The 26,740-nt window shown below is 60.4% G+C and carries 21 protein-coding genes; 9 read left to right on the top strand and 12 right to left on the bottom strand.

Features of this window, described 5'->3' with window-relative positions:
• Positions 1–9: 9 nt before the first annotated feature.
• A complete protein-coding gene (locus tag HUV26_RS11060) occupies positions 10–765 on the bottom strand; it encodes a motility protein A (RefSeq protein ID WP_174410147.1) in 756 nt (251 codons plus the stop codon).
• Between the two features lie 124 nt (positions 766–889).
• On the opposite strand from HUV26_RS11060, the gene HUV26_RS11055 reads away from it, so the two are divergent.
• On the top strand, positions 890–1,717 hold the full coding sequence (locus tag HUV26_RS11055) for a purine-nucleoside phosphorylase (protein ID WP_174410146.1): 828 nt from the start codon (positions 890–892) through the stop codon (positions 1,715–1,717).
• Positions 1,718–1,798: 81 nt separating this feature from the next.
• Here the strand turns inward: HUV26_RS11055 and HUV26_RS11050 are convergent, their stop codons facing one another.
• Together HUV26_RS11050 and HUV26_RS11045 are read right to left on the bottom strand one after the other, a co-directional pair.
• Positions 1,799–2,281, bottom strand: a complete 483-nt coding sequence (locus tag HUV26_RS11050) for a hypothetical protein (RefSeq protein WP_174410145.1) — start codon at positions 2,279–2,281, stop codon at positions 1,799–1,801.
• 20 nt (positions 2,282–2,301) lie between these two features.
• The gene (locus HUV26_RS11045) at positions 2,302–2,556 is read right to left on the bottom strand and encodes a DUF6899 family protein (protein ID WP_174410144.1); all 255 of its coding nucleotides are present in this window, start codon (positions 2,554–2,556) and stop codon (positions 2,302–2,304) included.
• A 276-nt stretch (positions 2,557–2,832) separates the two neighbouring features.
• Between HUV26_RS11045 and HUV26_RS11040 the strand changes: the two genes are divergently transcribed.
• Both HUV26_RS11040 and typA read left to right on the top strand, forming a co-directional pair.
• Positions 2,833–4,734, top strand: a complete 1,902-nt coding sequence (locus tag HUV26_RS11040) for a flagellar assembly protein A (protein WP_174410143.1) — start codon at positions 2,833–2,835, stop codon at positions 4,732–4,734.
• 399 nt (positions 4,735–5,133) lie between these two features.
• The gene (gene typA, locus HUV26_RS11035) at positions 5,134–6,969 is read left to right on the top strand and encodes a translational GTPase TypA (RefSeq protein WP_174410142.1); all 1,836 of its coding nucleotides are present in this window, start codon (positions 5,134–5,136) and stop codon (positions 6,967–6,969) included.
• A 137-nt stretch (positions 6,970–7,106) separates the two neighbouring features.
• On the opposite strand, the gene HUV26_RS11030 is transcribed toward typA, so the two are convergent.
• The 4 genes from HUV26_RS11030 to galE all read right to left on the bottom strand — a co-directional run bounded on the left by HUV26_RS11030 (position 7,107) and on the right by galE (position 10,383).
• Positions 7,107–7,793, bottom strand: coding sequence for a FlgO family outer membrane protein (locus HUV26_RS11030; protein WP_174410141.1), 687 nt, complete (start codon positions 7,791–7,793; stop codon positions 7,107–7,109).
• Between the two features lie 11 nt (positions 7,794–7,804).
• Positions 7,805–8,155: a hypothetical protein gene (locus HUV26_RS11025; RefSeq protein WP_243451352.1), complete on the bottom strand. Its 351-nt coding sequence runs from the start codon at positions 8,153–8,155 to the stop codon at positions 7,805–7,807.
• Positions 8,156–8,164: 9 nt separating this feature from the next.
• The gene (locus tag HUV26_RS11020; protein ID WP_174410140.1) at positions 8,165–9,043 is read right to left on the bottom strand and encodes a FlgO family outer membrane protein; all 879 of its coding nucleotides are present in this window, start codon (positions 9,041–9,043) and stop codon (positions 8,165–8,167) included.
• Between the two features lie 326 nt (positions 9,044–9,369).
• Positions 9,370–10,383 (bottom strand): UDP-glucose 4-epimerase GalE, encoded by a 1,014-nt coding sequence (gene galE, locus HUV26_RS11015; protein WP_205245138.1) that lies wholly within the window; start codon positions 10,381–10,383, stop codon positions 9,370–9,372.
• Positions 10,384–10,530: 147 nt separating this feature from the next.
• Between galE and HUV26_RS11010 the strand changes: the two genes are divergently transcribed.
• On the top strand, positions 10,531–11,712 hold the full coding sequence (locus HUV26_RS11010) for a DUF3179 domain-containing protein (protein WP_174410139.1): 1,182 nt from the start codon (positions 10,531–10,533) through the stop codon (positions 11,710–11,712).
• Between the two features lie 82 nt (positions 11,713–11,794).
• Here HUV26_RS11010 and HUV26_RS11005 read toward each other — a convergent pair whose 3' ends face one another.
• Entirely contained in the window at positions 11,795–12,967 is a 1,173-nt protein-coding gene (locus HUV26_RS11005; RefSeq protein ID WP_174410138.1) for an NAD(P)/FAD-dependent oxidoreductase, read from the bottom strand.
• Between the two features lie 199 nt (positions 12,968–13,166).
• On the opposite strand from HUV26_RS11005, the gene HUV26_RS11000 reads away from it, so the two are divergent.
• Positions 13,167–13,892, top strand: a complete 726-nt coding sequence (locus HUV26_RS11000; protein WP_243451351.1) for an HAD family hydrolase — start codon at positions 13,167–13,169, stop codon at positions 13,890–13,892.
• Positions 13,893–13,976: 84 nt separating this feature from the next.
• Here HUV26_RS11000 and HUV26_RS10995 read toward each other — a convergent pair whose 3' ends face one another.
• Positions 13,977–14,735, bottom strand: coding sequence for a class I SAM-dependent methyltransferase (locus HUV26_RS10995; RefSeq protein WP_174410137.1), 759 nt, complete (start codon positions 14,733–14,735; stop codon positions 13,977–13,979).
• Between the two features lie 11 nt (positions 14,736–14,746).
• The gene (locus HUV26_RS10990) at positions 14,747–15,928 is read right to left on the bottom strand and encodes a pyridoxal phosphate-dependent aminotransferase (RefSeq protein WP_174410136.1); all 1,182 of its coding nucleotides are present in this window, start codon (positions 15,926–15,928) and stop codon (positions 14,747–14,749) included.
• 447 nt (positions 15,929–16,375) lie between these two features.
• On the opposite strand from HUV26_RS10990, the gene HUV26_RS10985 reads away from it, so the two are divergent.
• Positions 16,376–20,278 carry a class I adenylate cyclase domain-containing protein gene (locus HUV26_RS10985; protein ID WP_174410135.1) on the top strand — a complete coding sequence of 1,301 codons (3,903 nt, stop codon included), beginning with the start codon at positions 16,376–16,378 and terminating at the stop codon, positions 20,276–20,278.
• A gap of 361 nt (positions 20,279–20,639) precedes the next feature.
• On the opposite strand, the gene HUV26_RS10980 is transcribed toward HUV26_RS10985, so the two are convergent.
• Together HUV26_RS10980 and HUV26_RS10975 are read right to left on the bottom strand one after the other, a co-directional pair.
• Positions 20,640–21,566, bottom strand: coding sequence for an HD domain-containing protein (locus HUV26_RS10980; RefSeq protein WP_174410134.1), 927 nt, complete (start codon positions 21,564–21,566; stop codon positions 20,640–20,642).
• A 5-nt stretch (positions 21,567–21,571) separates the two neighbouring features.
• Positions 21,572–22,033, bottom strand: a complete 462-nt coding sequence (locus HUV26_RS10975) for a hypothetical protein (protein WP_174410133.1) — start codon at positions 22,031–22,033, stop codon at positions 21,572–21,574.
• A gap of 206 nt (positions 22,034–22,239) precedes the next feature.
• On the opposite strand from HUV26_RS10975, the gene dnaE reads away from it, so the two are divergent.
• From dnaE to HUV26_RS10960, 3 genes are read left to right on the top strand one after another with little or no spacing between them, the layout of a single operon-like run.
• Positions 22,240–25,722, top strand: a complete 3,483-nt coding sequence (gene dnaE / locus HUV26_RS10970) for a DNA polymerase III subunit alpha (RefSeq protein ID WP_174410132.1) — start codon at positions 22,240–22,242, stop codon at positions 25,720–25,722.
• Positions 25,715–26,113 (top strand): 6-carboxytetrahydropterin synthase QueD, encoded by a 399-nt coding sequence (gene queD / locus HUV26_RS10965; RefSeq protein WP_174410131.1) that lies wholly within the window; start codon positions 25,715–25,717, stop codon positions 26,111–26,113. Before dnaE ends, queD begins: the two co-directional genes overlap by 8 nt.
• Before the next feature lie 3 nt (positions 26,114–26,116).
• A complete protein-coding gene (locus HUV26_RS10960; RefSeq protein ID WP_174410130.1) occupies positions 26,117–26,740 on the top strand; it encodes a MarC family protein in 624 nt (207 codons plus the stop codon).

The following is a 26,740-nucleotide window of genomic DNA, read 5'->3' as shown; positions in this document are numbered from 1 at the left end:
TTCTGGGGTTCATCTCGCACTCTTGCGCTCCTGGGGCGGCATGAACGAGCTCAGCTTTTCATACACCAGCCGCGGGTTGTTGTTCTCCAGAATGGATTTGGCACCTTCAAAGATGATGTTCAGGTGCACTTCCTCCTGTAACGTTCGCGCCTTGAGCTTGCCCGCAATGGGCAGAAAGAGCAGGTTCGCCAGAATGGCTCCGTAGAAGGTGGTCAGCAGTGCCACAGCCATGGCAGGGCCAATGGTACTCGGGTCATCCAGCCGTGCCAGCATCTGCACTAGCCCGATCAGAGTACCTATCATCCCGAACGCGGGCGCAAAGGCACCCAACCGGTTGAACACGGCAATGGACACGTTGTGCCGCCGTTTCATGGTGGCAATCTCGATCATCACCGTATCGCGGATAAGGGCGGGGTCCGCGTTGTCGGCGATCAACTGGCAGGCTTTTTTAAGCAGGGCGTTTTCAGTCTGAATGTTTTCAAGGGCCATGAGGCCTTCGCGGCGGCTTATTTCCGCAATGCGCACCATGGTGTTCACAACTTCCTGCGGCTTTACGCGGCGGGCGGCGAACACCTGTATGCCTCCGGCAAACGCATGCGCCACCTCTTCCAGCGGAAAGGTTACGCTTATAGCCGCCGCAGTGCCCCCGAAAACAATCATTACGCCCGGAATGTTTATGAAGTCCGCTATCGAACCGCCCATAAAAATAGCGCCGATGACGAGAGCAAAACCGACGATAATGCCCAAAAGTGTTGCAATATCCATATGTTCGGCCTATACATCCATACAGAAAGCGGACGATGGCGGAAACTTCCACGGCAGCTGCCGTCCCTTTACTGCTGCCATGCCCCCCGCATGATTCATCAACAATAATACATTTGGGACTGTTATGCAAAAGCCAAAAAAAGTCCAGAATGCGGTGCAGGCCATTCGGGAAAGGCTGTCCGGCCTGCCTGAGCCCAAGGTGGGCATCATCCTCGGCACGGGCCTGGGCGGGCTGGCAGACGCCATGCAGGTGCACGCCGCAGTGCCCTACGCTGATATCCCGGAATTTCCCCGCTCAACCGTGCAGTCACATGCCGGACGTTTTCTGTTCGGCACGCTGGGCGGAGTGCCCGTGGTCATGCAGCAGGGACGCAACCACCTGTATGAAGGATACGGCCCGGATGATGTGTGCATGGGCGTGCGCTGCATGGCACAGCTGGGCATGCAGACGCTTATCGTGACCAACGCCGCAGGCTGCCTGAACCCCCAGTGGGACGCAGGCGACCTAATGGTCATAACCGACCACATCAACTTTACGGGGCGCACGCCCTTAAGCGGCGAAAACCACGAGGTGTGGGGACCGCGCTTCCCGGACATGAGCCGCGCCTACGACCCGCAACTGGTACGAACAGCCCTGGAGCAGGCAGATGCGCTGGGCATACGGCTGGAACGCGGTGTTTATGTGGGCGTCTGCGGCCCGCAGATGGAAACCCCCGCAGAAACCCGCATGTTCAAACGACTGGGAGCGGACGCCGTGGGTATGTCCACGGTCATGGAAGTCATCGCCGCGCGGCACATGGGCATCCGGGTGCTCGGCTTTTCCTGCCTGACCAACAAAAACCTGCCGGACTGCATGGAAGACGCCCCCATAGAAACGGTCATTGCCATGGCTAACCGCTCCGGTGGCAACCTTGCCCGGCTCATAGAGTCCGTCACCGCACGGCTGGGATAACGGCGGAATAGAGCACCACCATCCGGAACACGCACCGCGCACAGCAAACAGGCGCGGCGCGTGTTCCGGGCGAGGTGATTTTTATTTCTTCAGCCCTGCCAGCATGTCGCGCAGCGCCTGGGCCTGTTCCTTAAGTGTTTTTTCCTGTCCCGCTTCCCCCACCGTGGCGGCAAGCGCCTCTGTGCGGTGCGTCAGGTCTTCCAGCGCGGCGGATATGGCGGCCTTTCTCGCGGCAGTTTCCAAATCACCCACCGACTCCAGCCGGGCGGAAAGCACGGCCACCTCTTCACGCAGTGCCGCCACGGAAGCCAGCTCCGACGACAGGGCGGAAAGACGCACCACTTCCTCGCGCATGCCGGAAATATTCTGCGTTACGCCAAATCCCACCACCACGGAAACGATGAGTGCCAGCGCGGCCAGCACCATGGGAATACGCCCGGCAAGGCAGGCAAAACGGCCTTCGGAACGCTCACGCTCACGACGGGCCTTATCTTCCTGCTCCTGTCTGCGCATCTCTTCCCGCCGTTTTTCCTCTTCCATCTCCCGTTCCAATTCATGCTGCATAGGTCATTCCTCCGGCACGGTTATATGTCACCGTGTTCTGCAATTTTCTCATCCTCATACGGGGCCAGTTGCCTGCGGTACCATTCCAGCTTTGCATGCTCCATGGCACCGGAGCACATGGAGAGCTTGGCGTAGCTCTTTCCTGTGCGCCCGATAAGCATGGTACACATAGCGTATATGCAGTAATTAAGCTCTCCCTCATTTTGAATCTCGGCAGCGCACCGGGCCAGGGCTTCATTAAAAACCTTCCTGCGCTCCTGCGGAATATACGGCATGTTCCCTCCGGCTCCATATACCTTTCTTCATCCCCACGCTACCGCCGCCCAGCGCAGCGGAAAACCACGGGGCCTGATCGCAACCATAACTCATCATAGTAGATTCCTATACGCTGTTCAAGCAGTTGCCCATTGTTCCCGTTTAGCCTACTCTCGTCTTGGGGAGGCTGTCCGGAATCGTCGCCGGAACAGGGGGTGCGGTATTTCGTTCTTGCGCCGTCGGTTCGTGGTGTCGGCTGTTCCGGCAGACGCAACATTCTACGGTGCGGGTACCACATGAGCGCACGAAACGCCGATATTGAAATCATCGTTTCCGACGACGGACTTGCGGCCATTGTCTCAGGCTTCACCATAGCCGGGGACGGGGGCGCGCCCTTTACGATGCAGACCCTCAGCAACGCCCTTGCCCGTGCGGGCATTAAGGCCCCGCCCGACAAAGAGGCGGCAAAACACCTGCTCAGTGCCTTTTCCGCTGGCGAAACGCCGGATGAAAAGGCGGTGCTGGGCACCGTCATTGCGCGCGGCGTTCCGCCCAAGCGGGCGGAAGACGCTTCCATCAAGCCTCTGGGTGACCTTTCCCGCCCCGTGTTGCCCGGCGATGCCTTCTGCGAGATAGTGCAGGCAAAACCTGCAACGGATGGCATTTCCGTCTCCGGCACCTCCATCCGGCCCGCCGGTCCGCCCATGGGCAAAAGCCTTGCCTTCCCGGAGTCGCCCAACTGCTTCATAGACACCACCTCCCTGCAGATTCGTTCAGAGACATACGGCCTTGTTGTCTTTGAAGACAGCACCCTCCATGTGCGCCCGCTCCTACAGGTCGCCAAAGGCGACATGCAGGTGTTTGCCACGGTTTATCCCAAAACCTTCCGGGACAGAAATATCACCGCAGAGCACATGGAATCCGCCCTTAAGGAAATGGGCATAACCGCGCCACCGGACCATCAGGCCCTCTCCCAGGCACTGGAGGCTGCGCGCACCGCCAACGCAGAAGTAACACAGGTATCCGTTGCCCGGGGTCTGGAGCCCATCAACGGAAAGAACGGCTGGTTTGAACTCTACGTGAAAGACGAACGCTCCGGTGTGGGACAAGAAGATGAAGAGGGCAACATAGACTTCCGGGCACGCGGCGTCATCCGCTCCGTACCTGTGGGTGCCGCCGTAGGCAAACTGCATGCCCCCACGCGCGGCATTCCCGGTAAGGATGTCTACGGCAGGGTAATCCCTGCCCACGATGGCGCAGTGTTCCCCATCTCGCTCGGCGAAAACGTTTCCGCCACGGAAACAGGCTCTGAGTTCATCGCCGACATAACGGGCATGGTCTTCTTCATCCGCAACACGCTTTCCGTCACGGAGGTGTTCACCACCGCCAGCGATGTGAACATGACCACAGGCAACCTGCTGCTGGAAAAAGGCTCCGTCCATGTACGCGGCTCCGTGCTTTCCGGCTTCCGCATAGACTGCCCCCGCAACGTGCTGGTGGATGAGGTGGTGGAAAGCGCCGTCATCAATGCGGGCGGCGATGTGCAGGTACGCGGCGGCATCATCATGGACAGAGAGGGCAGAATCACGGCGCAGGGCGGCGTTTCCGCCATGTTCGCCAAGGGCGCAACCGTAGAGGCACAGGGCGACGTGAACATTGCCCACGAAATGATCAACTGCGTCATCTTTGCGGGCCAGAATGTCGTCGCCACCAAGGGGCGGGGAAAAATAGTAGGGTCCACCGTGCGCTGCGGCGGCTCCGTCATCGCCAACGAGATAGGATCCGAACTGGGAGTGCCCACCACCATCTTCCTCGGCTTGGAAGCGGAAACCACCGACTACAGCCAGCGCAGGCGCGAACTGAAGGCGCTGCTCCAGAAGATATACGGCTCTCTGGGAACGGGCGATCCCCGCACTATTCTCGTTAACACCCCGCCGGGCAAGCGCGAAGCCGTGGCACAGGTGCTCAAGCTACGGCTCAGTGCGGAAAAAGAACTGCGGGAAATTGACGCATGCATCCTGTGCGAACGCGCGGAGCAGCGCAAGGCCATGCAATCCAAACTGAAAGCCCAGCGCGTCATCTATCCCGGCACCGTTGTACACGCATACGGAGCCATCTTCCGGGTCACCGCACCGCTGGAACGCAGCCAACTCGTTTACGACCCGGACGAACAGAAAATCGTGGTCATGTCGCTCTGATTCCTTGGCACGCCATGCGCGGAGCATACCATAAAGAAAGACGCTACCTTTCCCGGGCGTGCTTCCCCCCTGCGGTATAACTTCTTCTCCCGCTTTCCTTATCAATGCCGGTCATATCCGCACGCAAAAAGCAACGCTTGCCCTTTCCCCGCGTTCGGTATATTTCCGGCAGCACCACAACGTCCGAAAACGGACACACGCCACAAACCACCCGCCGTCTTTGTTCCGACACAGGAACATGCCAAGGGTTTGTCCATACGGATACGGAGCGTGGGGCATAAAGGAAAAGCCCAGTGCGCGCAATGCCCGAGCCGCAAGGCTCTGTCCGGCAGATACCGCGCCGCGCCGTTTCAAAAACAAACTCACTGCACAAGACAGCCCTTTCATGAGGATACCCTGTTGAAAAACCGCATAGTTAATGATTCCGTCCGCAACGTTGCCATCATCGCACACGTTGACCACGGCAAGACCACCCTTGTGGATGCCATGTTCCGTCAGGGCGGTGTATTCCGCGACAATCAGGAAATGAACGACCGCGTCATGGACAGCATGGACCTGGAACGCGAGCGAGGCATCACCATTGCCGCGAAGAACTGCGCCGCCTCCTGGGCAGGACGCAAAATCAACATTATCGACACCCCCGGCCACGCCGACTTCGGCGGCGAGGTGGAGCGCTCGCTCTCCATGGCCAATGGTGCCATCCTGCTGGTAGACGCCTCCGAAGGCCCCCTGCCCCAGACCCGCTTCGTGCTCAAAAAGACATTGGAAGCCGGGCTCAAGGTCATCGTCGTGGTGAACAAGATAGACCGTAAAGACGGCCGCCCCGAAGAGGTGCTCAGCGAAATTTACGACCTGTTCATTGATCTGGACGCCAACGACGAGCAACTGGAATTTCCCGTGCTCTACGCCATCGGCCGCGATGGCGTGGCCATGCGCGGCCTTGAGGACGAACGCAAGGACCTTACCCCCCTGTTCGAAACCATTATAGAAAAAATTCCCGCTCCTTCCTATGACCCGGAACAGCCCTTCCAGATGCTGGTGGCAGACCTTTCCTACTCCGACTATCTGGGCCGCCTCGCTGTGGGCCGTGTATTCCACGGCACCGCGCGCAACAACGACGCCCTTGCCTGCATCGGCGCGGAAGGCAAGCCCAAATCGCTTAAGGTGAGCAAACTGCAAACCTACGACGGCAGCAGCCTGCGCGAGACCACCGAAGCCCAGCCCGGCGACATCGTGGTCATTTCCGGCATTGAGGACGTGGTCATTGGCGATACCATCTGCACCCGGGACAATCCCCGCGCCCTGCCCCGCATAAACGTGGACGAACCTACGGTTTCCATGCGCTTTTCCATAAACACCTCCCCGCTTGTAGGGCAGGAAGGCAAGCTCGTACAGTCCAGCAAAATTCGTGAGCGCCTGCACAAGGAAACCCTGCGTAACGTGGCCATCCGCGTGGAAGACAGCGATGACCGCGACTGCTTCATCGTCAAGGGACGCGGCGAATTCCAGATGGCCATCATCATCGAGCAGATGCGCCGCGAAGGATTTGAACTCACCGTGGGCCGCCCGGAGGTCATCTACCGCGAGGTGGACGGCAAGCTGCACGAACCCATCGAGCATGTGTTCGTAGACTGCGACGAAGCCTTTTTGGGCATCGTCACCGAGAAGCTGGCCATCCGTAAAGGCCGCATGACCAATCTCACCAACAACGGTACCGGCCGCATCCGCATGGAATTTTCCGTGCCCTCGCGCGGCCTTATCGGCTACAGGGACGAATTCCTCACCGATACCAAGGGTACCGGCATCATGAACTCGCTGTTCGACGGGTACGAACCCTACCGGGGCGACTTCCCCACCCGGTTCACCGGTTCACTGGTGGCGGACCGTCCCGGCGTTGCCGTGGCGTACGCCCTGTTCAACCTTGAACCGCGCGGCGAGATGTTCATCGTTCCCGGCGTTCCCATCTATGAGGGAATGATCATCGGCGAACACAACCGCGACAACGATATCGACGTGAACCCCGCCAAGGGCAAAAAGCTTACCAACATGCGCGCATCCGGCAAGGACGAAGCGGTAACGCTTACTCCCGTGCGCCCCATGACGCTGGAACGCGCCATCCACTTCGTGCGCGAGGATGAACTGGTGGAAGTAACCCCCCATTCCATCCGCCTGCGCAAGGCAGTACTCTCCGCCATGGAACGGCACCGTCTGGGCGGCAAGAAGAAAAAGGACTAGCGTCATTCCGGTTTAGGGTGGGGTTCCTGCCTGACCAAAACGCCAACGGCCCGTGGCTGCGTGCATCGCACCGCCACGGGCCGTTTTCTCATGGGTCGCTAACACAGGGAGGACCAACGGAGGAAAAGGCGTTCCGGCTACGGAAGCCGCGTTCCCACCGAAGGCATTATGCCTATATTTCTTGCACCCCCCGACATACCCGGCATACCGGGAATCCCCTGCATGCCCGATACGGGCGAGCTTTCCGCCACCAGCGTGCGTAATTCCGCATTCATGGGCACAGTCTGGCTGGCCATGGCTACCACCTCGTTGGTGGCAGCATGCAGCAGACGCACGTTAAAGCGCACGTTCTTCGCGGTTTGCGAGTAGGTGGTCGCCATAATCAGGGCACTACGCACATTCTCGTTCCCCAGCAGGTTACTGCGGCGAGTGAGCAGCGTCTCACCGTTTTTGGGGTCGAACAGCACCGTGCGGCCCTTGCGGATTTCCTGCACCTTATAGCCGGACTGCACGAACCACAGGGCCAGTTCCTCGCCCATCTGCCGCCCCAGCGGGCTGGACGCTTCCAGATTATTCAGATCCACGGGCGTGGTCACTATAAGGGTGTAGCCTTTGGCAGGCCCTTCCAGCAGACCAAGCCGCTCAACCAGTTGCGAATCCAGCACCTCTCCTATCTTGAACGCTGCAAGCGGCAGATTCACAGGCGCGGGTGCCGGCGGAGCCTTGGGCTCATCCTTCCAGAAATCAAAGATGCCTGCAGATGCCGCCACCGGGAGCAGCAGACAGATAAGCATGACGATAATGCGTACTATACTGTGCAACATGGCTGTTCTCCTCAACGCAGGGTTCGTATGAGACGGTCCACCGCGTGCAATTCAGCGGTAAGGCTTTCCTGCAGTTCCGGGCCGTCTGCGGAGGCTATGGCAAGCAGAAAGTGCTCCCTCGCCAGTTCATAGCGCCCCTGCGCCACATATTGCCGCCCCATGTAAAAGTTGTGCAGGGCGTTGGCGTTATAGCCTGCCGCCATCACGTCCGTGGGTTCGGGCAACGGCGCGGCAGGTTCTTTTTCAGCAAACATGCCGGACAAGGTGGCACAGCCCGTCAGCGGTGCCACGGCCAGAAATGCCGCAAACAACAGGGGGAGCAGACTGCGCACCGGGCGCATGGATGAATACGTATTCCGCATGGCCGCCCCCTAGTGGAAGTCCTCGCCCAGATCAAAGGCGGTTAGGTCAAACGCGCGCGTAAGCATATCGTAATCGTTCATGCCTACATACGTTTCCTCAAGCCGTTTGCCCGTATTGGCAAGCATGCGCCGGGAAACGTCCGACTGCGGAAAAACCAGTTGAGCCGTGCGCAAGACCATGCCGTCCGCAGCCCGGAACATACGCACGTTGACAAAGACATTCTGCTTGTCCTGATAATACGTTCCCGCCACGAACATGGTCATGCCGCTGTCCACGTATATCTGCTGCTGGGCGCGGGAAAGAAGAAACTCCCCTTCTCCCTTGCGCAGCACCAGATCGCCGCCACGGTATTCCCGCACGGGAAAACCGCGCTGGTTGAACTCGTAGAACAACGCTTCGGCCATATACCGCCCGAAGGAGGAACTCTCCTCAAAGTCGTCCTGATTCACCAGCGAAACGGGCATGGCGGTCACGCCCTTCATGAACTTGCGGTCGATGTTGGAAAGCAACTGGTCCGCAAGCTCGCGCACCTTCAGCTTCAGTTCGCGGGCAGCCACGTGCGAGGGGTCCGGTTCGGGGCGCGCGCCTTCTCTCCAGATAAGCCCGCCGTTACCGTCCGGCACCACAATGCCGCTGTCTATGGTCCGCATGGAGCGCATGGGCACTGCCATGCCGTCCATCATCACAGTTTCCGGCGTTTTGCTCACCCGCATGGCGGTCACGGGGTCAAATTGCTCCGCTCTGCCGGAGGAAAGCGCGCCAAAGTCCACCGCGTTCATCACCGGGGTATGCCCCTGCGGAACGTATGGCTCCTGCGCCTGTGCCGGTACTGCTAAAGTAGCCGCAAGCAATGCAGCCATGAATATTCTGTGTGAATTGCCTGACATCCCTGTCCTCCCGACTCCGGCCTTGGCCGGACAGAACCGGATGCGCCCGCGTCCCTGCGGGCCGCCCATGCCGGTTGATTCCATCTGCAAACCATATCGGCCCGCACGGCGAATACTTAAGAGGCCCCCCCAAAAAGCCCGTCAGCCTGCACAGGCGGCATCCATGCCCGCCTTCCCTGTTCAGCAGTAAAGAATACGGATGCGTTGCCCTGCAACATACAAACGGGGCAGATTCAATTGCGCGAGGGTGTTATGTGCCGCACAATATGAAAAGGCGCGCACCTTCACGGTACACGCCCTGAAAAAACAACACATCCGGCAGGAGGCTAATACCGCTGCGCGCCGTGCCACCGCCATGCGGTTTCCATAAGTTCCCTCAGGTCGACATAGCGCGGTTGCCAGCCCAGCACCCGCCGGGCCTTGGCGCTATCTGCCACCAGTACGGCGGCATCACCGGAACGCCGGGGAGAAACCTCATGCGGAATGCTCTTTCCCGTCACCTCGCAGGCGGCGGCAAGCACCTCGCGCACGGAAAAACCTTTGCCGTTGCCCAGATTAAAAACATGCGCCCCCCGCTCTTCCTGCATGAACCCCAGAGCGCGCAGGTGCGCGTCCGCAAGGTCGTTCACGTGAATGTAGTCGCGCACGCAGGTGCCGTCCGGCGTATCGTAGTCGTCTCCGAAAATATGCAGCGCAGGCCCCGTGCCCAGAGCAGCCCGCAGAATGTTGGGAATAAGGTGCGTCTCAGGCTCATGTGATTCGCCAATCTCGCCGGAAGGGTCCGCCCCTGCGGCGTTGAAATACCGCAGACTCACTGACCGCAGGCCGTAGGCCGGCGCAAAGTCACGCAGGGCCTGTTCCACATGCAGCTTGGTGCGCCCGTAGGGGTTGAGCGGCGCCACGGAGTGCTCCTCGTCAATCAACCGCGCAGAGGACGCTGCCGCGCCGTCTCCGCCAAGCGGATTACCGTATACCGCCGCCGTGGAAGAAAACACAAACCGCCGCACGCCCTCTTCCATCATGGCATTCAGCAGGTTCAGGGTACCTGCCACGTTGTTCTCGTAATATTCCGCAGGCTTTTCCACCGATTCGGCAACAATGCTGCGGGCGGCAAAGTGCATTACCGCGTCAAAGGAATGCTCGGCAAACACGCGGCGCAACGATGAAATATCGCGCAGATCTCCGCGCACGAGCATTTCTTCCGGTATAGACTCGGCATGGCCCGTGGAAAGATTGTCAAACACCACGGGATTGTGCCCGTGCTCCTGCAGCACCTTCACCATATGGGAGCCTATGTACCCCGCCCCGCCGCAAACCAGCACGTTCATGGAAGCACTCATGACACAAACCTCGTTTTCCTGAGTAAAAGCCCGCCCCCGAACCGGAAACCTGAGCACCGAAAAGCACGCCGGAAAGTCCGCGTCGCAACTCCCCGTTGCCTCACTGCGCCGGTTGCAGTACTCTTCGCCAAGGAGGCACGATACCAAATGATTTCATACTTGCAAACCACCCCGCCCCCCCGGCACGCCACTTTTTTTTCGGCACGTCTCCGCGCCTGCACTGCCCGCCAGCGGGTGCTCCGGAAACATGGTCCGGCCCTGCGGCGCGTCCTGATCACGGCAATGTGCCTGCTTACCCTTGCCGCCGTTTCGGCATCGCCTCTTCCTGCCCACGCCCAAAGGCCGGATACAGCCACCCTGCGCCGTCTCGCAGAAGCCGTGGTGGATACGGGACTGAAATTCGACCATATTCCCTCGCTCTCCAAACCTGCCTACGTGAACGTACCCAGCGCCTCCTTAAGCCTGAACAGCGACGAGCAGGTTTTTGTGGCCCGTTTTCCCGGCGGCGTACGCATCTACCCGCAGCGCATCATGGTCTACCATGAGGTGGTGAACGAAGAGGTGGACGGCATCCTCTACAGCATCACCTATAGCCCGCTTTCCGGCAGCCTTGTCGGCTACCACGGCAGGGCGGGCCGCTTCGAGACCAGCTTCGGGGTCTCAGGCTCCATGCTCAACGCCAATTCGGTACTCTTCGACCGCGCCACCGGCAGCCTGTGGCCGCAACTGTATGGCATTGCCGTTAAGGGACCGCTTGCGGGCACTGGGCTCGACCGCTTCCCCCTGCTGTGGACCACATGGCAACGTGCAGCGCGCGCCTACCCCAACGCCATGGTCCTTTCGCGCTCCACGGGCTACAACCGCCGCTACGGCACCGACCCCTACGGTTCGTACTCCCAGCGCGACTCCTACTACCACAACCAGCACATCACCTACCCCGTGCTGCACACGGACCCGCGCCTGCATCCCAAGGAACGCATTGCCGCCCTGCTGGCGGACGACCTGCCCATCGCCCTGCCGCACTCCTTGGTGCGCCGGGACGGCGTGGTGAATTTTTCGGCAGGCGTCACTCCTATGGTGGCGGTGTGGGACAGGAATCTGGATACCGTGCGCGTGTACGAACGCGAAGTGAGCGGAAAAACAGCGGACTTCATCGCCCCGGATGGCAAACTTCTGGACGCGGGCACCCGCACGGAGTGGTCCTATGACGGCGAAGCCCTGATAGGCGTATTGCGTGGCAATTCGTTGCGTCCGGTGGCTTCCATGGACAGCATGTGGTTCGCGTGGGCAGCTTTTCATCCCAACACGCTGATAGTCCCCACCCCATAAGGGCCCCGCAGGTATCCCCCCACCCCGTACCTGTGCCGAACGTTTCAGGAAAACTCCCGCAAAACCTGTGCAGAACGCCCGCCTACGCCAGCTTGCGAAAAAACTGGAAGGAACGTCTGCCGTGGATAACATCCAGCAGCACACGCCGTCCCCTGCGGATACCCCATTTAACCAGCGGGTTCAGGCCGTTGCGGTCCAGTAGAAAAATCAGGCGCTGCATCCGCCGCGAGCTCGCTATTTCGGCGCACACATCCCGCCGCAACGCCCCTGCATAGCCGGAATGGATAGGGGCCCCGCCGTGCAGGGCCTCTGTAACGCTCTGCGCCGCTGCCTCCCCTGAACGGATGGCAAAATAAATGCCCTCACCGAACACGGGCTCCACCAGCCCCCCCGCGTCTCCCGCCAGCAGCCCTCTGCCACAAGTCAGACTTGCGAGCGGATTGCCCAGCGGCAACGGGTGCCCGCGAAATGCCATGCCGGAAACATCCCGGACTCCCAGCGTTTCCAAAAAATCCCGGAACAGACGCGCCAGGTTCTGCCCTTCGGCAGGTCTGCCTCCCAGCCCCACCACCACGGCATCACGGTTGGGAAACACCCATCCGTACCCTTCCGGCACAGGCCCCACGTGCACCTCCGGGTGCTCCACGCGCCGCGGATACTCGCTGCGGGGAATACGCACCTCCACCGTGGAAGCCACTCCCCGCGACCACTGCCGCCTGTCCACGCCAAAGGCTTTGCGCACCACGCTGTTAGCCCCATCCGCGCCCACAATATAGCGGCAACGTACCGTGCCGCCACCGGCCAGCGTCAGCACTCCGGCATCAATATCCACCGCACGCACGGGCGTTCCGGTCCGTACGGCCGCTCCCGCCTTCCGGGCTTTTTCCAGCAGCCACGCGTCAAACACCGCACGTTCGGTAAAATGGAACGGGTAATCATACCGGTCGCAGCACAGAAGAACCCCGCCGAAATGAATCTCGTATCCCGCCGAGGAGTAGTTGATGATACCGCCCTCCGTCAGGTCAGCGGCAGAGGCATTATACAGGCGCTTGACTATGTCCATGGTCTTGCGGGACAACAGACCGCCGCACAGCTTGCGGCGCGGCACGGGGCATGCTTCCAGCACAATGACGGAAAGCCCCCTGCGGGCCGCGCACAAGGCGGCTGTGGCCCCGGCGGGACCACCCCCCACGATGCCCACGTCGTACACGGCGGCTTCTCCGACATGCGGGTCTGCGTCTTGTTCCGGCTCCATGGCACCTCCCTGCACAGGCAACGCGGCGGTGGAAGAGGAGGAGTTACGCGCTTGGCCCGGCGTTGCGGGCCTGACGGACTCGGTATACCCAGACCGGCTGCCACACCCTGTCTTCCAATACAGGCAGGCGCACGGCCATCTCCACGGCGTTACGGCGAGCGAAGAAATTTTTCTGATTGTTCCGGAAGGGATACGACAAATGAAGACCTGCGTGCAAGCGATGATTTTTGATTTTGACGGCACCCTTGCCCACCTGACGCTGGACTTCGGCGTCATGCGCCAGCGGGCCATGCACGCAGCCCGCGCCGTTGCGGACCGATCAGCACGAACGGCGCATCCCTTCGCTTCCGGCATGTCCCCCACGCTGCCCGCCGATGACGGACGCCCCATGCTGGAATGGCTGGAAACCGCCCACAGACACATGGCCCGGATCTGCCCCGTCACGGCGGATAATATGCTGCGCAACGCGCGTCAGGCCATTGAGGATGTGGAGGTGGATGCGGCAGGTAAAGGTGCCCTGTTCCCGTGGACACGGGCCATGCTTGACGCCTTGCGGGAAGATGGCATCGCCACGGCGGTTATCACCCGCAACTGCCGCAAAGCGGTACTCGCCGTCTTTCCGGACGTGCTGGACTACTGCGCCTGCCTGCTCACGCGGGAAGATGTTCCGCAGGTCAAGCCGCACCCGGACCACCTCCTGCGCGCGCTTGCGCACACGGGCACTCCGCCGGAACGGAGCCTGATGGTGGGCGACCATCCTATGGATATTGCCACGGGCAAGGCGGGCGGCACCCTTACGGCGGGGGTTGCCAGCGGCAGCACACCGCACGGGCTGCTGGCGGCAGAACAGCCGGACTTCATGGCCCGCGACTGCATGGACCTGTACCAGCAACTGCGCGGCGGCACCTGCCCCACCATACGCTGACGGAACAAACGGCAGCGCAGCCTGACAAGGTGTGCCTACGGCGCTACGCCAGAGGGTATGAAATCGCGCGATGCCGCAAGGGGCTCATTGCAGCGCAGGCTCCTGCCCGGCTTCTTCCCTCTCCAGCACAAAGATACCCGCTCCGCCCATAAACAGGTGCTCACGGTGCAGCAACCGCACGCCGGAAGTGCGGAACAGCAATCCCTGCACAGCCCCGGACTGCATGAACATCCGATAGTTGCGCCAGTGTTCCCCGCCCACTAGCCGTTCCGGCACCGCCATGAGCCATTGTCCGGGCAGTTCCAGATTGCGCTCCGCCATGGTGTAATCCGTTATGATGCACAGCGGGGCAACGCGCAGGGCTTCGGCAAAAATGGCGTGGGCAGTGCCCCGGGGCTTCTCGTGCAGGGCAAAGCTGAGCAGGGCGGCGTCAAAAGCATTGTCCGCAAAGGGCAGGCGGACGGCATCTGCAAGAACAAGCCCGGGCAGACGTTTGCCGGAACCTGCACCATCCCGCGCAGGCTCTCCCGCCGCTGCCCGTCCCGGCGTGCGCGTATCCGGTCCCATACACGCCCGCGCGTCAGTCTGTTCGCACGCGCTTTTATCTGGCCCCGCACCTGCCTTCAGCATGGAAAAGGAAAGGTCGGCCCCCACGCAGGCAATGCCGTGCCTCTGCAGAAAAACGGCCTGTCGCGCCGTACCGCAGCACACATCCACCACCCGCGCCGCTCCGTGCCCGCGGCAGATACGGGCCACACGTTCGCGCACCCGGTCCAGAAAAGGATTCAGCAGCGCATCATAGTACGCGGCAAACCGGGCATATTCGTCCGCATGCGCCGCCATCCCCGCCTCCGCTACCTGCCCGGAGCCCGGACATCGCCGTAGCGTTCACGGATAAATGCCTCCAGCCTGTTCATGCCCTCGTTTATGTTTTCCAGCGAGTTGGCGTAGGAGAAACGGATATATCCCTCGGCTCCCTGTCCGAAATCGATCCCCGGCGTCACCCCCACATGGGCGTGTTCCAGAATCTCGAAGGCGAATTTGTAGGAATCCATGGACCAATGGCGGGCGTTGCCCAGCACATAGAACGCACCGGTCGGCTCCACCGTAATGCCAAACCCTATCTCCCGCAGGCGGCGGATCATGAACTTGCGCCGCTCATTGTACACCAGTTTCATCTTCGCCACTTCGCGCCCGCAGTCGCGCAGGGCGGCAATGCCCGCACACTGGGAAACGGCGTTGGGCGAAATGAAAAAGTTCTGGCACAGCTTGTTCAGGGTGCGCATACACTGTGCGGGTGCAATGAGATAGCCCAGCCGCAGCCCCGTCATGGCATACAGCTTGGAAAATCCGTTAAAAACAAAGGCGTTGTCTGTATACTCAAGAATGGAGTGTTCTTCTCCCTCATACACCAGACCGTGATAAATCTCGTCGGAGATGACAGGCACGCCCATCTCGCAGATTCTGCGCATGCGCTGGGGCGAAAGCAGGTTGCCCGTAGGATTGGAAGGCGAGTTGATGAAAATGGCCTTGGTGCGCTCCGTCATGCGCTCCCGGATGGCTTCCGAACGGTACTGAAAGCCGTCTTCCTCCAGCACAGGTACCTTAACCGGCACACCACCGTGAAAGGTGATAAAACTGGGATAACAGGCGTAATGCGGGTCGGAGATGATGATTTCGTCCCCCTGTTCCAGCAGCGCGCCGAACAGCAGCGACATGGCGGGAGACGTGCCGTTGGTCACCACGATACGTTCGGGCGAAACCTCCACTCCGTAGCGTGTGTGATAATCTTCCGCAATGGCTTCGCGCAGGTCCGGCGTGCCCATGGAGTGCGTGTAATGGGTGCGCCCGTCATACATGGCCCGGCACACGGCGTCCCGCACAGGCAGCGGCACGTCAAAGTCCGGTTCGCCCACCTGCAGATGCACCACGTCCACCCCTTCACGGGCCATGGCGTGCGCCCGCTCCAGCACATCCATTACATAAAAGGGCTTTATGTCCCTTGTCCTGCTTGTCTCCACACACGCCAGCTTCATCGCGCCTCCTGCGTCCGCCTTGCGGCGGGCCGTTCCGCCGCATATCCCCGTCACAAACGGCAAACAAGCCGTCCACACCTTCAAACCGCCCATGAGCAGTATACGAAAACCCCGCCGATGCAAAGCCCCGGCATACTCCGTTTCCGGTAACAGGTCCGCACCCTTGACCATTCATGCCGCAGGGCCGTATAGATTACAAGGGGGCCTGTACCGCTCATTATCATGTATGAGACAGGCCGGTGAAGCTACGCTCTCATTGGCTTTTCCCTGTTCCCGGTCCCCCGTGAACGTCAGACAGGCCAAGCGCCTGTTAAGACTCCCATGATTTCTGCGGAGCACAGGAAAGAATCTGGGCCTGCCGGAAGCAGAAACACGCAGCACATAGGACGGAGCAACGCTCTTTTCCCGGAACCGACAGCAGGAAATACCCGGACACATACCCCAACCATGCAGCACACCACGCCCACACTGGACGACCTGCTCGCCCGCATACGGCAGGCGCGGGACCGCGTGACGGAAGCCCCGGCCCAACTGAAGGCCCTGCTGGAAGAGTCCGCACGGGCCGTTGCCGACTTCGAGTCCGGACAGGGCTACTCTCCGGCGCAGGCTGTGCCAATGGCTCTTGCCGTGCGCGAGATGGCAGTACAGGATTCCGCAGCAGCCATGGGCGGCCTTTTTCTGCGCTTCTGGCTGGACATGCCCGCCTGCTGCTGGAGCCACGCCATACGCCATATTTCCGGCATATCGCCCTTTGCCGCGTGCGAACCCACGCTGAACAGCCTGCCTCTGCGCCATCGGCTGCTGCTGGCGCACGAAATACTCAGAACCGGCACCGCCACGGGCAAGCTGGCGGGCACCCCGCAGGAAACGTGGTGCCTGAGCCTGCTTGAACAATCTCCCATGTGGTCCTTCGCAGAACTGCTGGCCTTTCTGGAACGCCTGCACAAGGCCAGAAGAGTGCTGAACCTGCAGATCGCGGAATGCCTCAGGAACATACGCACCGCGCAGCAATGTCTGGCCCTAGTGGATGCGCCCCCTCGGCCCGAACTGGCCATTCAGGCAGCAACGGCCCTGTGCGTGCTGGAGGTGGCTCCCGGCGCGGGCACGCTGATCAAGGCGCTGCTCTCGGATGACGACCAGCGTATCAGCCTGCTGCTGCAGGCCATCCGCACCAATCCGCCGTATCCGGTGGCCCCAGATCTGCTCAGAACGCTGGTGCAGCTTGCCCAGCACCCCCAGCCCGCCATCCGCAAAGACGCCCTGTTCACCATGGTGGTCTTGAACGTGCCCAACCTTACCACCATTTTTTTGGCGGTACTGCGCAAGTTCACGCGGGATCGCAATCTCTTCTACCCTGCCCTGCTCTACCTTTCGCCGGAACAGTTCAGTGAATTTCTGAACAGCATGCCGCCCAAGCTGCGGCAAGATGCCCTTGGCTACCTGCTGCACCTGTTCATGTCCGGGGCGCAGGACCTTGTTTCCCACTCTCTTTCCAGTGCGCCGCATCTGGTCAGAGCACTGCCGGAAGAAGCCTCCGCCGCCCTGCGACAATTTGTGCAAACCTGCCGCAAGAACCGCTACATAGACCCCCGTCCCGGCTCGCTGCGCACTCCGCGCGCCCCCCGCAAACACGCCCGGCAGGAGAGTGCCGCCTTCTTCGCACGCCGCAGGCACAACCCGGAAGAAGCCTTCGCGCAGGCGGCTGCCCGCACCGGACGTATCACCGACCTGAACGCGCAGGACGCATGGCTTACCGAGCAGGAACTGTCCGGCCGCGAAATCGCCGATTCCAGCTTCGCGTCCGCCTCCCTCGTCAATTTTTCCTTCACCGGCTGCCTGTTCCGCAACGTCTCCTTCGCGGAAGCCGCACTTGTCAGCATCCTCTTCACTGACTGCCGGTTTGAGCAATGCGATTTTTCAGGAACCACGCTTGATTCCTGCGAATTTGAAAACTGTGCCTTCAAAGATACAGACGCCACAAGTGCAGACCTTGTCCGCTGCACCTTCACCGCATGCTCCGCACGGCAGGTGCTGTTCACAGACGCACACCTGCACTCCTGCACACTGCACGAAACATGGACAGACGAGTGTGTCTTCTGGGAAACCAGCTTCTCCCGTGTGCAGCTGACAAGCAGCCATTTCCAGACAACAGATTTCACGCGGGCTCTGTTCTTCGGCTGTACCCTGCGGGGATGCACCTTTGCGGAGTGCACCTTCAGCCATACGCATCTGGAGCGCAGCAAAACGGAACACACCTTCTCGCTGGCGGGCAACTACTCCCGCTGCGCCTTCCGGCAGACCCTGAGCGATGAGCCGCACCTGCTCATGTCCGCCGAGCACGAACGGTTCAATGCCCTTATGGAATTGGCAACGTCCATTCCCCCCGCCGCCGTGCCCAAGTGGTGCCGCACGGCCGAGGCATTGGCAGAGCACGTGCTCCAGCAGGTTTTGCGGTTCAGGGGCGTTATCCGCTCCCGCTACCGCTTCCTGCGCCAGAACAGCCAGCGCACCAACCTTGTGCGCGCCACACTGGAACAACGCCGCACGGATTTTTTCATTCTGCTGCCCCTGCTGCTGCAGACCCGGCTTTTCGAAACACGTCACGCGCCCAAATCCCGGTGGCCGCTGTGCGTCATCTCAGGCTACGCCCCCACGCACGAAACCCTGCAGATTGCACGCAACCTGTTCGGCTTTAACCCGACGGAAGAAATGCAGCCGCAAACCGGGGCAGATGCTCCGCTCACGGCAGACGCCATCTATACCATAGGCAGCGTGGGCTCCATCGCCATGACAGGCGACTCGGACATAGACTACTGGATCAGTCTGGACCCGCAGACCTTCACGCCCAAGGCTGCCGCCGCCCTTTCCGACAAGCTGGAGTCCATCTCCCGCTGGGCGCAGGAAACCTTCGGGCTGGAAACAACCTTCTTTGTCATGAACCGCAACGCCATCATCGGCAACGACTTCGGCATCTCGGACAAAGAAAGTTCAGGTTCCGCACAGGCTCTGCTGCTGAAAGAAGAATTCTATCGCACCGCGCTCAAGGTGTGCGGGCGCGACCTCGCATGGTGGGCCATGCCCGCCCGGGCAGACCGCGCCGCCCACGCCGCCCTGCTGGAGCAGTTTGCCTCGCTGCCCTTCCGTGTGGGCGACTGCCTTGTGGATTTCGGCATTCTGGAGACCATTCCGCCGGAAGAATACTTCGGCGCAGCGCTCTGGCAGATTGTAAAGGCGTTCAAAAACCCCTTCAAATCGGTGATGAAGCTGGGCATTCTGGAGGCATACATCACCTCCAAAGACGACATACTGCTCTGCGAAACCATCAAGCAGCACATCGTAAGCGGTAACCGCTCGCTGCTGAAAACAGACCCCTACGTCACCCTCATGCGCACCCTGCAGGAGCACTACCACGCCTGCGGCAACAAGGAATCGGCCGCCCTGCTCCAGACAGCCTTCACCGCCAAGCTGCACGACCCCACGCTGAAGGCGCAGGACAACGCCCTGCTCACAACCCTGCGCAACCGTGCGCTGCAGGAACTCTACGGTTCCGGTGCGCAGCTCAAACCGCAGGGCTACGAACAGGCCAAGGCACTGGGCGACAGCCTTAACTCTTTTTTCCTGCGCTCCTACACGGCCCTGCAGCAGCAACTGGAGGCCAAGCGCATTGCCGCGCGCATATCTCCGGAAGACATCACCCGGCTGGGCCGGAAAATCTTTGCCGCCTTCGCCCCACGCAAGGACAAGGTGGAACGCCTGCCCTTTGTCAACAGCATGGGCAGAACCATCCGCGAACTGATGTTCAGAAAAGACACCACCCCCGGCAAGCGCAAGAAATGGATCGCCATGGGTCTGCCGCAGGGGGTCGCCTCACGGCGGGAATCATTCGTGGAACTCAAAGCGGAAGCGGAGCCGGTAAGGCTCATGATCTGGCTGGTGGTAAACGGCATCTACCACCCGGACATGCATGTGGAGGTGGACATGACCATGTCCCCCATCGCGGCACAGGATGTTTCCGCCCTGTTGCAGGGGTTGTACGAATTTTTTCCGCACAAGCTGCTGGAAACGGATGCCGAAGAGACGTTGCGCAGCGAAAAGGTACTCAAGGCCCACTGCGCCTTCAACTTCACCCTGCGCAGGGATACCTCCGTGCACAAGGAAGTGGCCGTAACCTACGTGACCAACTGGGGAGAGCTTTTCTGCACGCACATGGAGGTGGAAGACCCCGTGCTCATGGCCAAATCGCCCCGCAGCTTCCTCGCCAAAAACCTGCCCCACGCCGTGACCATGGACATGACGCTGGGCTTTCTCATCCCCTACAAGTCACGCACCCCGCGTATTTCCACAGTATAGCAGCACAACGCCGCAGATTGCCATTTTTCAACGGTTCCGCCTCTCGCCCCGGCCCGGACTGCCGAAACACCGGATACCCGCAGGCCGTTCAAAAATGGTAAGATGCAAGGCGCAAGAAGGAATCAGGACTGAAGCGTATACGGACATACGCGAAGGTCTGATTCCTTCGCAGCAACGCCGCAGATTGCCATTTTTCAACGGCTCCGCCTCTCGCCCCGGCCCGGACTGCCGAAACACCGGATACCCGCAGGCCGTTCAAAAATGGTCAGATGCAAGGCGCAAGAAGGAATCAGGACTGAAGCGTATACGGACATACGCGAAGGTCTGATTCCTTCGCAGCAACGCCGCAGATTGCCATTTTTCAACGGCCTGCAAGGGCTGCTCTCACAGCCCCCTTCAACTCCTCACCATCCGGCATCTCCGGCCACGTGGCCAGCAGGGCCTCCACAAGCCCCCTCTCCTGCAGCAGGCTGCGGCTGGCGTCAAAATTCAGCTCAAACACCCACGATCCCAGCAGCAGTTTGAAATCGTTCACATAGCGCATGTCACGGTAGCTTGCCAAACGCCTGTGCCGCACGGCATCCACTAAAGGTTGCGACCACGCGTCTTTCCTGTCCTCCAGATGCAGCGTCACCACATCGTTTTCAGAACCGTCGCGGGTAAAGGTGGAAACCATGACGGGAAAGATGTCCAGCTTGTCGCTGTCGCGCACCACGTCGGTAATGAACCGCAGAACAGGCGATATGCCGCCCGGAACGCGAAACCGGTTGTGCATGGCCACGGCGGCGGCCACCCGCCCCCGTATCTGCGGGGTTTCCGGGTTCAATGCCCCCTCGCGCAGCAGCGTGCGGCAGCCCAGCAGCCCGTGGTTTACGGAACGCTGGTCGCTGAAGGTACGGTATTGCGCGTACTGCGGAAAACGGCCCACATCATGATACAGGGCCGCCAGCAGAGCCGCACGGGCTGTTTCCGGCTCCGGGCGCAGCGTGCAGAGTATGGCGCGGGCGTTGTCCAGCACCCGCAGGGTATGCTTGCGTTTGAGTTCTATGTAGCGGTTGTCCGCTTCGCAGTCGGTAAGAAAGGTTGCGCTCCACGCGGTAAACCACGCCTCGTGCGCGGCTATGTCCGGCAGCGGAGAGTCGCACCGGCAAGTTTCCTGCTCCGGTTTCTCGGGCAGTTCTGGCTGTTCTGGCTGTATGGGCTGCGCGTCAGCAGCGTTGGACGCAGCTCTGCCCAATGTCTTGCCAGTCGTCTCGCCAGTCGTCTTGCCATTTGCCTTCAGCGGCATGACCGTTACGCACCGTTGCCGGTTACTCCGGCTGCCTTTTTCTGCGGGTCAGGCCCGCCTGCGGCACTCTTTGCATCAGGAGTGCTCTTGTCCCCCGCCGCGTCGCCCACTCTGCTTGACGCACCCGTGCGGGGAAAATCATACGCGCCCACACCCTGCTGCCCCAGCTGTATCTCGCGTGCAAGGTGCTCCTCACGCAGCAGGGCTTCCTTCTGGCGCATCTCCTCGTTCAGTTCATCCCAGCGTTTGTCACGGAACAAACCGCGCGGTCCGAACAGCGTGCGCAGATACAGGATGATAAACGAAAAAAAGATAAAAATAAGAAAGTACTGACCCCACTTGGTGTGAAAAAATGTGGCCAACTTCTCCAGCCCCGGATCCACGGGAGCCTGCTCCGTGGCAAGTGCTGCGCCTGCCGCCAGAAATACCCCCGCCACGGCGATAAAAACAGATACTATTCGGGACACGCCATCCTCCTTGCGCTGTCTGGTTGTTCCGGCTCACGTTGTACGTGAAGGGCCGCTCCGGCGCAAGCTCGCCCCTCCTGGATCCGAAAGGCAAAGAAACTCCTGTTTTTCAGCATGTTACCACTTTGCTGCACCCTCAAGGTTGTGGGCATGGGCCACTTCTGGTACACAGGTTCGATTATCAACCTCTGCCCGCGAAACATACCATGCCAGACTTCGTACATCTTCACTGCCATACGGAATACAGCCTGCTGGACGGAGCCATCCGTCTGGAAGACCTCTGCGCCAAGGCCAAGGACTTCGGCATGCCCGCCGTTGCCATCACCGACCACGGCAACATGTTCGGCGCGGTCTACTTCTACACCATGGCACAGAAGATGGGCCTTAAACCCATCATCGGCTGCGAGGTGTATGTGGCCCACGGCGACCACACCGACCGCACCAGCGAAAACGCCCGCAGGCGCTACCACCTCATCCTGCTGGCGCAGAACGACACAGGCTACCACAACCTGTGCCGTCTGGTCACACGCGGGTTCACAGAGGGCTTCCACTACAAGCCGCGCGTCAGCCGCGACATGCTGCGCGAATACAGCGAAGGGCTCATCGCCCTGTCAGCCTGCCTTGCAGGCGAGATACCCCGTGCCCTTCTGAACGAGGGCATGGAACGGGCAGAGGAACTGGCAGGCATCTATGCCGATATCTTTCCCGGCCGCTTCTATCTGGAATTGCAGGATAACGGCATAAAGGAACAGGACGAACTGAATAAAAAGCTCATAGAGCTTTCAGAACGCACCGGCCTGCCGCTGGTGGCAACCAACGACTGCCACTACCTGAACGCCAGCGACGTGGAAGCCCACGACACCCTCCTCTGCATCCAGACCGGGGCCAAGGTCACGGACGAAAAGCGCATGCGCTTCGACACCACGGAGCTGTATTACAAGTCGCCGGAAGAGATGGAAAAAGCCTTTGCCCACGTGCCTCAGGCCATTGAAAACACCGTACGCATAGCAGAGCAGATCGATCTTACGCTGGATCTCGGCAACAACTATTTCCCGGTGTATGACCTGCCGGAAGGCGTTTCCATGGCGGATGAATTCACCCGTCTTTCGGAAGAAGGCCTGCGCAGGCGTCTGGAGACCATCCCCTACCCCGTGGACGAAGAAGCCTACTGGAACCGGCTGCACTACGAGCTGAACGTCATTAACCAGATGGGCTTTCCCGCCTACTTCCTCATCGTGCAGGACTTCATCAACTGGGCCAAGGACAACGGAATTCCCGTGGGTCCGGGGCGTGGTTCCGCCGCCGGTTCGCTGGTGGCGTGGGCACTGCGCATCACCAACCTGGACCCCATACCCTACGACCTGCTGTTCGAACGTTTTCTGAACAGTGAACGCGTGTCCATGCCCGATATAGACGTGGACTTCTGCGAACGCAGGCGCGGCGAGGTCATCCGCTACACCCAGCTTCGCTACGGCGAAGACAAGGTGGCCCAGATAACCACCTTCGGAAAAATGAAGGCCAAGGCCGTGGTGCGCGACGTGGCGCGGGCGCAGGGCCTGTCGTTTCAGGAAGGCGACCGCATCTCCAAGCTCATCCCCGAAGACCTGAACATGACCATCCGCAAGGCGCTGGATGCGGAGCCGGAGTTGGCGGAACTGTACCGCACAGACCCCACGGTACGGAAACTGCTGGATATTTCCATGCGCCTTGAGGGGCTATGCCGCCACGCCTCCACCCATGCTGCGGGCGTGGTCATGTCAGACCGCCCCATGACCGACTACCTGCCCCTCTACAAAGATAAAAAAGGCGGCATGGTTACCCAGTACGACATGAAAAAGGTTGAGGCGGTGGGACTGGTCAAGTTCGACTTCCTCGGCCTGCGCACCATGACCGTCATACAGGACGCGCTGGACAACATAGCCCTCACAGGCAAGACCCCGCCCAATCTGGACACCCTGCCCTTTGACGACTGGCCCACCTACGAACTCTACCAGCGCGGCGATACCGACGGCATCTTTCAGGTAGAAAGCTCCGGCATGCGCACCTATCTGCGCATGCTCAAGCCCACCTGCTTCGACGACATCATCGCCATGCTGGCCCTCTACCGTCCCGGTCCGCTCAACTCCGGCATGGTGGACGAATTCATCAAGCGCAAGCACGGGCAGGTCCCGGTCATCTACCCGCTGCCCACGCTGGAAGACTGCCTCAAGCCCACCTACGGGGTTATCGTCTATCAGGAACAGGTCATGCAGATTGCCCAGATAGTGGGCAGCTACACCCTTGGCGGTGCAGACCTGCTCCGCCGCGCCATGGGCAAAAAGAACCCGGAGGCCATGGCGCAGGAACGCGGCAAGTTTGTACAGGGCGCGGCCCAAAACGGTATAGACGAGACAAAGGCCAACGAAATCTTCGATTTGATGGAGCAGTTCGCGGCTTACGGCTTCAACAAATCCCACTCAGCCGCCTACGCGCTCATCTCCTACTGGACAGCCTACCTCAAGGTGCACCACCCGGCGGAGTTCATGGCCGCACTCATGACCTCGGAAATGGGCAATCAGGCAAAAATCCTCAAATATGTCGCCGCCTGCCGCGACATGGGCATAGAGGTGTTGCAGGCAAACGTGCAGGCCTCGCTGCGCCGCTTCACCGTGCACGACGGCAAGGTGATTTACGGACTCGGCGGCATAAAGAACGTGGGCGATGAAGCCATCCGCGAAATAGTGGAATCGCGCGAGGCAGACGGTCCCTTTGCCTCGCTGCTCGACCTGTGCTGCCGCGTAAACACCCGCAAGGTTACCAAGCGCGTGCTGGAAAGCCTCATCAAGGGCGGTGCGGTAGACTGCCTCGGCTGCTCGCGGCAGGGCATGTTCGCCTCGCTGGACAACGTCGTCGCCCGCGCCCAGAAAAAGGCCCGCGAAAAAGATTCCAATCAGGTTTCCCTGTTCACCATGATCAAGGAAGAGCCGCAAGTCTGCCCCGGCATCGGCTTCGATTGCGAAGAACAGACCATGGAGGAATGGTCGGACGAGATGAAGCTGAAGTTCGAGAAAGAAGCCCTGGGCTTCTACCTCACCAGCCACCCGTTGCAGCCCTACCGCCGCGAAATGCTGCGCCTGCAGCTCACCCCGCTGGAAGAATGCGCCGACCTCTCTCCCGGCATGGAGGTCAAATGCGCCGTGCTCATCACCGCGCTGAAGGAGCACATCACCAAAAAAGGCAGCAAGATGGCCTTTGTGGAGATAGAAGACCTCACCGCCTCCGGCGAGTTGATCATCTTCCCCGAAGCGTATACGGAAGGCCGCGAACTCTACCATTCCGACCAGCCGCTGCTGCTCACCGCCAAGGTTGCGGAACAGAAATCCAAAGATGATAACGAACAGGCAGAAGAAGACGAGGACGCTATAAAGGAAATAAAGCTGCTGGCGGAAAAGGTGCAGCCGCTGGCAGAGGCCTGTTTCAGCAACGGCGACCCCACCACGCTGGACCTGCCCGCAGTGGGCCTTACCCGCCAGTCGCTGGCCACCCTGCGCGATATTCTGCGCAGGCATCAGGGGCCCGTGCCCGTGCAGGTGTGCGTGCATATAAACGGCACCCACGCCTTCTTCAGCGTGGATGAGCAATATGCCATTCTGCCCGGCCCCGCGTTTGAAAAAGACTTCACCAACTGGAAAGGAGCCATTCATGGCTAAAGGAATATGGCGTCTCACGGTGCGGTCAGACTTTGCCGCCGCCCATGCCCTGCGCAACTATTGCGGCAAGTGCGAGAACATGCACGGGCACAACTTTGCCGTGGAAGCCGTGGTAGAGGGCCAGACCCTCACCCCGGACACGGAAATCGTTCTCGACTTCAAGGTGCTCAAGCAGGAACTCAAGGCCGTGCTGGAACTGCTGGATCACAAGATGCTCAACGAGGTTCCGCCCTTTGATACGCAGAACCCGTCGTCAGAAAACCTCGCCCGGTTCATCTACCGCCATCTCGCGCAGCGTCTTGCGGACCATGAGGCAGCAAACGGTGTGCGCGTGCATGCCGTTACCGTATCGGAAAAGGCAGCCCAGTCCGCCACCTATATGGAGATGTAAGGCATGGAAGGCACAAGCCTCAGGGCTATATTCGAAATCGCGCTGCCCCTCTTCCTCATCATGGACCCCATAGGCAACGCCGCCATGTGCCTGCCCATGCTCAGCGAGCATTCGCCGCGCAAGCAGCAGCGCATTCTCATGCGCGAACTGCTCTTCGCGCTGGTCATCATTTTCATGTTCCATTATCTGGGCGAATGGCTGCTGGGCATCCTGAATATCCATCAGTCCACCCTGCGGCTTTCCGGCGGGTTCATCCTGTTCATGATAGCCATCAAGATGGTGTTCCCCCAGTCGGAGGGCGTAACGGAGCTGGACCGCGACCCCTTCATCGTTCCCATTGCCGTGCCCCTCATAGCCGGACCTTCCCTGCTGGCGGCGGTTATGCTGTATGCGCATAAGGCGCAGAGCACCCATCCCGGCTGGGTTGGGTCGCCCAACGTGTTGCTGGGCATACTTGCGGCGTGGAGCGCGGCATTTGTCATCATGCTCAGTGCGCCCGCGCTTATCAAATATCTCGGCAAGCGCGGCATGAGGGCAGCAGAAAGGCTTATGGGGCTTATCCTCGTGTTTCTGGCGGTTCAGATGCTGGAGGATGGGGTAAGGATGTTTATTGAGAGTTTTGTGTAG

This window comes from Desulfovibrio psychrotolerans (genome assembly GCF_013340305.1).
Lineage (GTDB): Bacteria > Desulfobacterota > Desulfovibrionia > Desulfovibrionales > Desulfovibrionaceae > Halodesulfovibrio > Halodesulfovibrio psychrotolerans.
The sequence above is the reverse complement of the archived record's forward strand: the minus strand, read 5'-3'. Positions and strand labels throughout refer to the sequence as shown.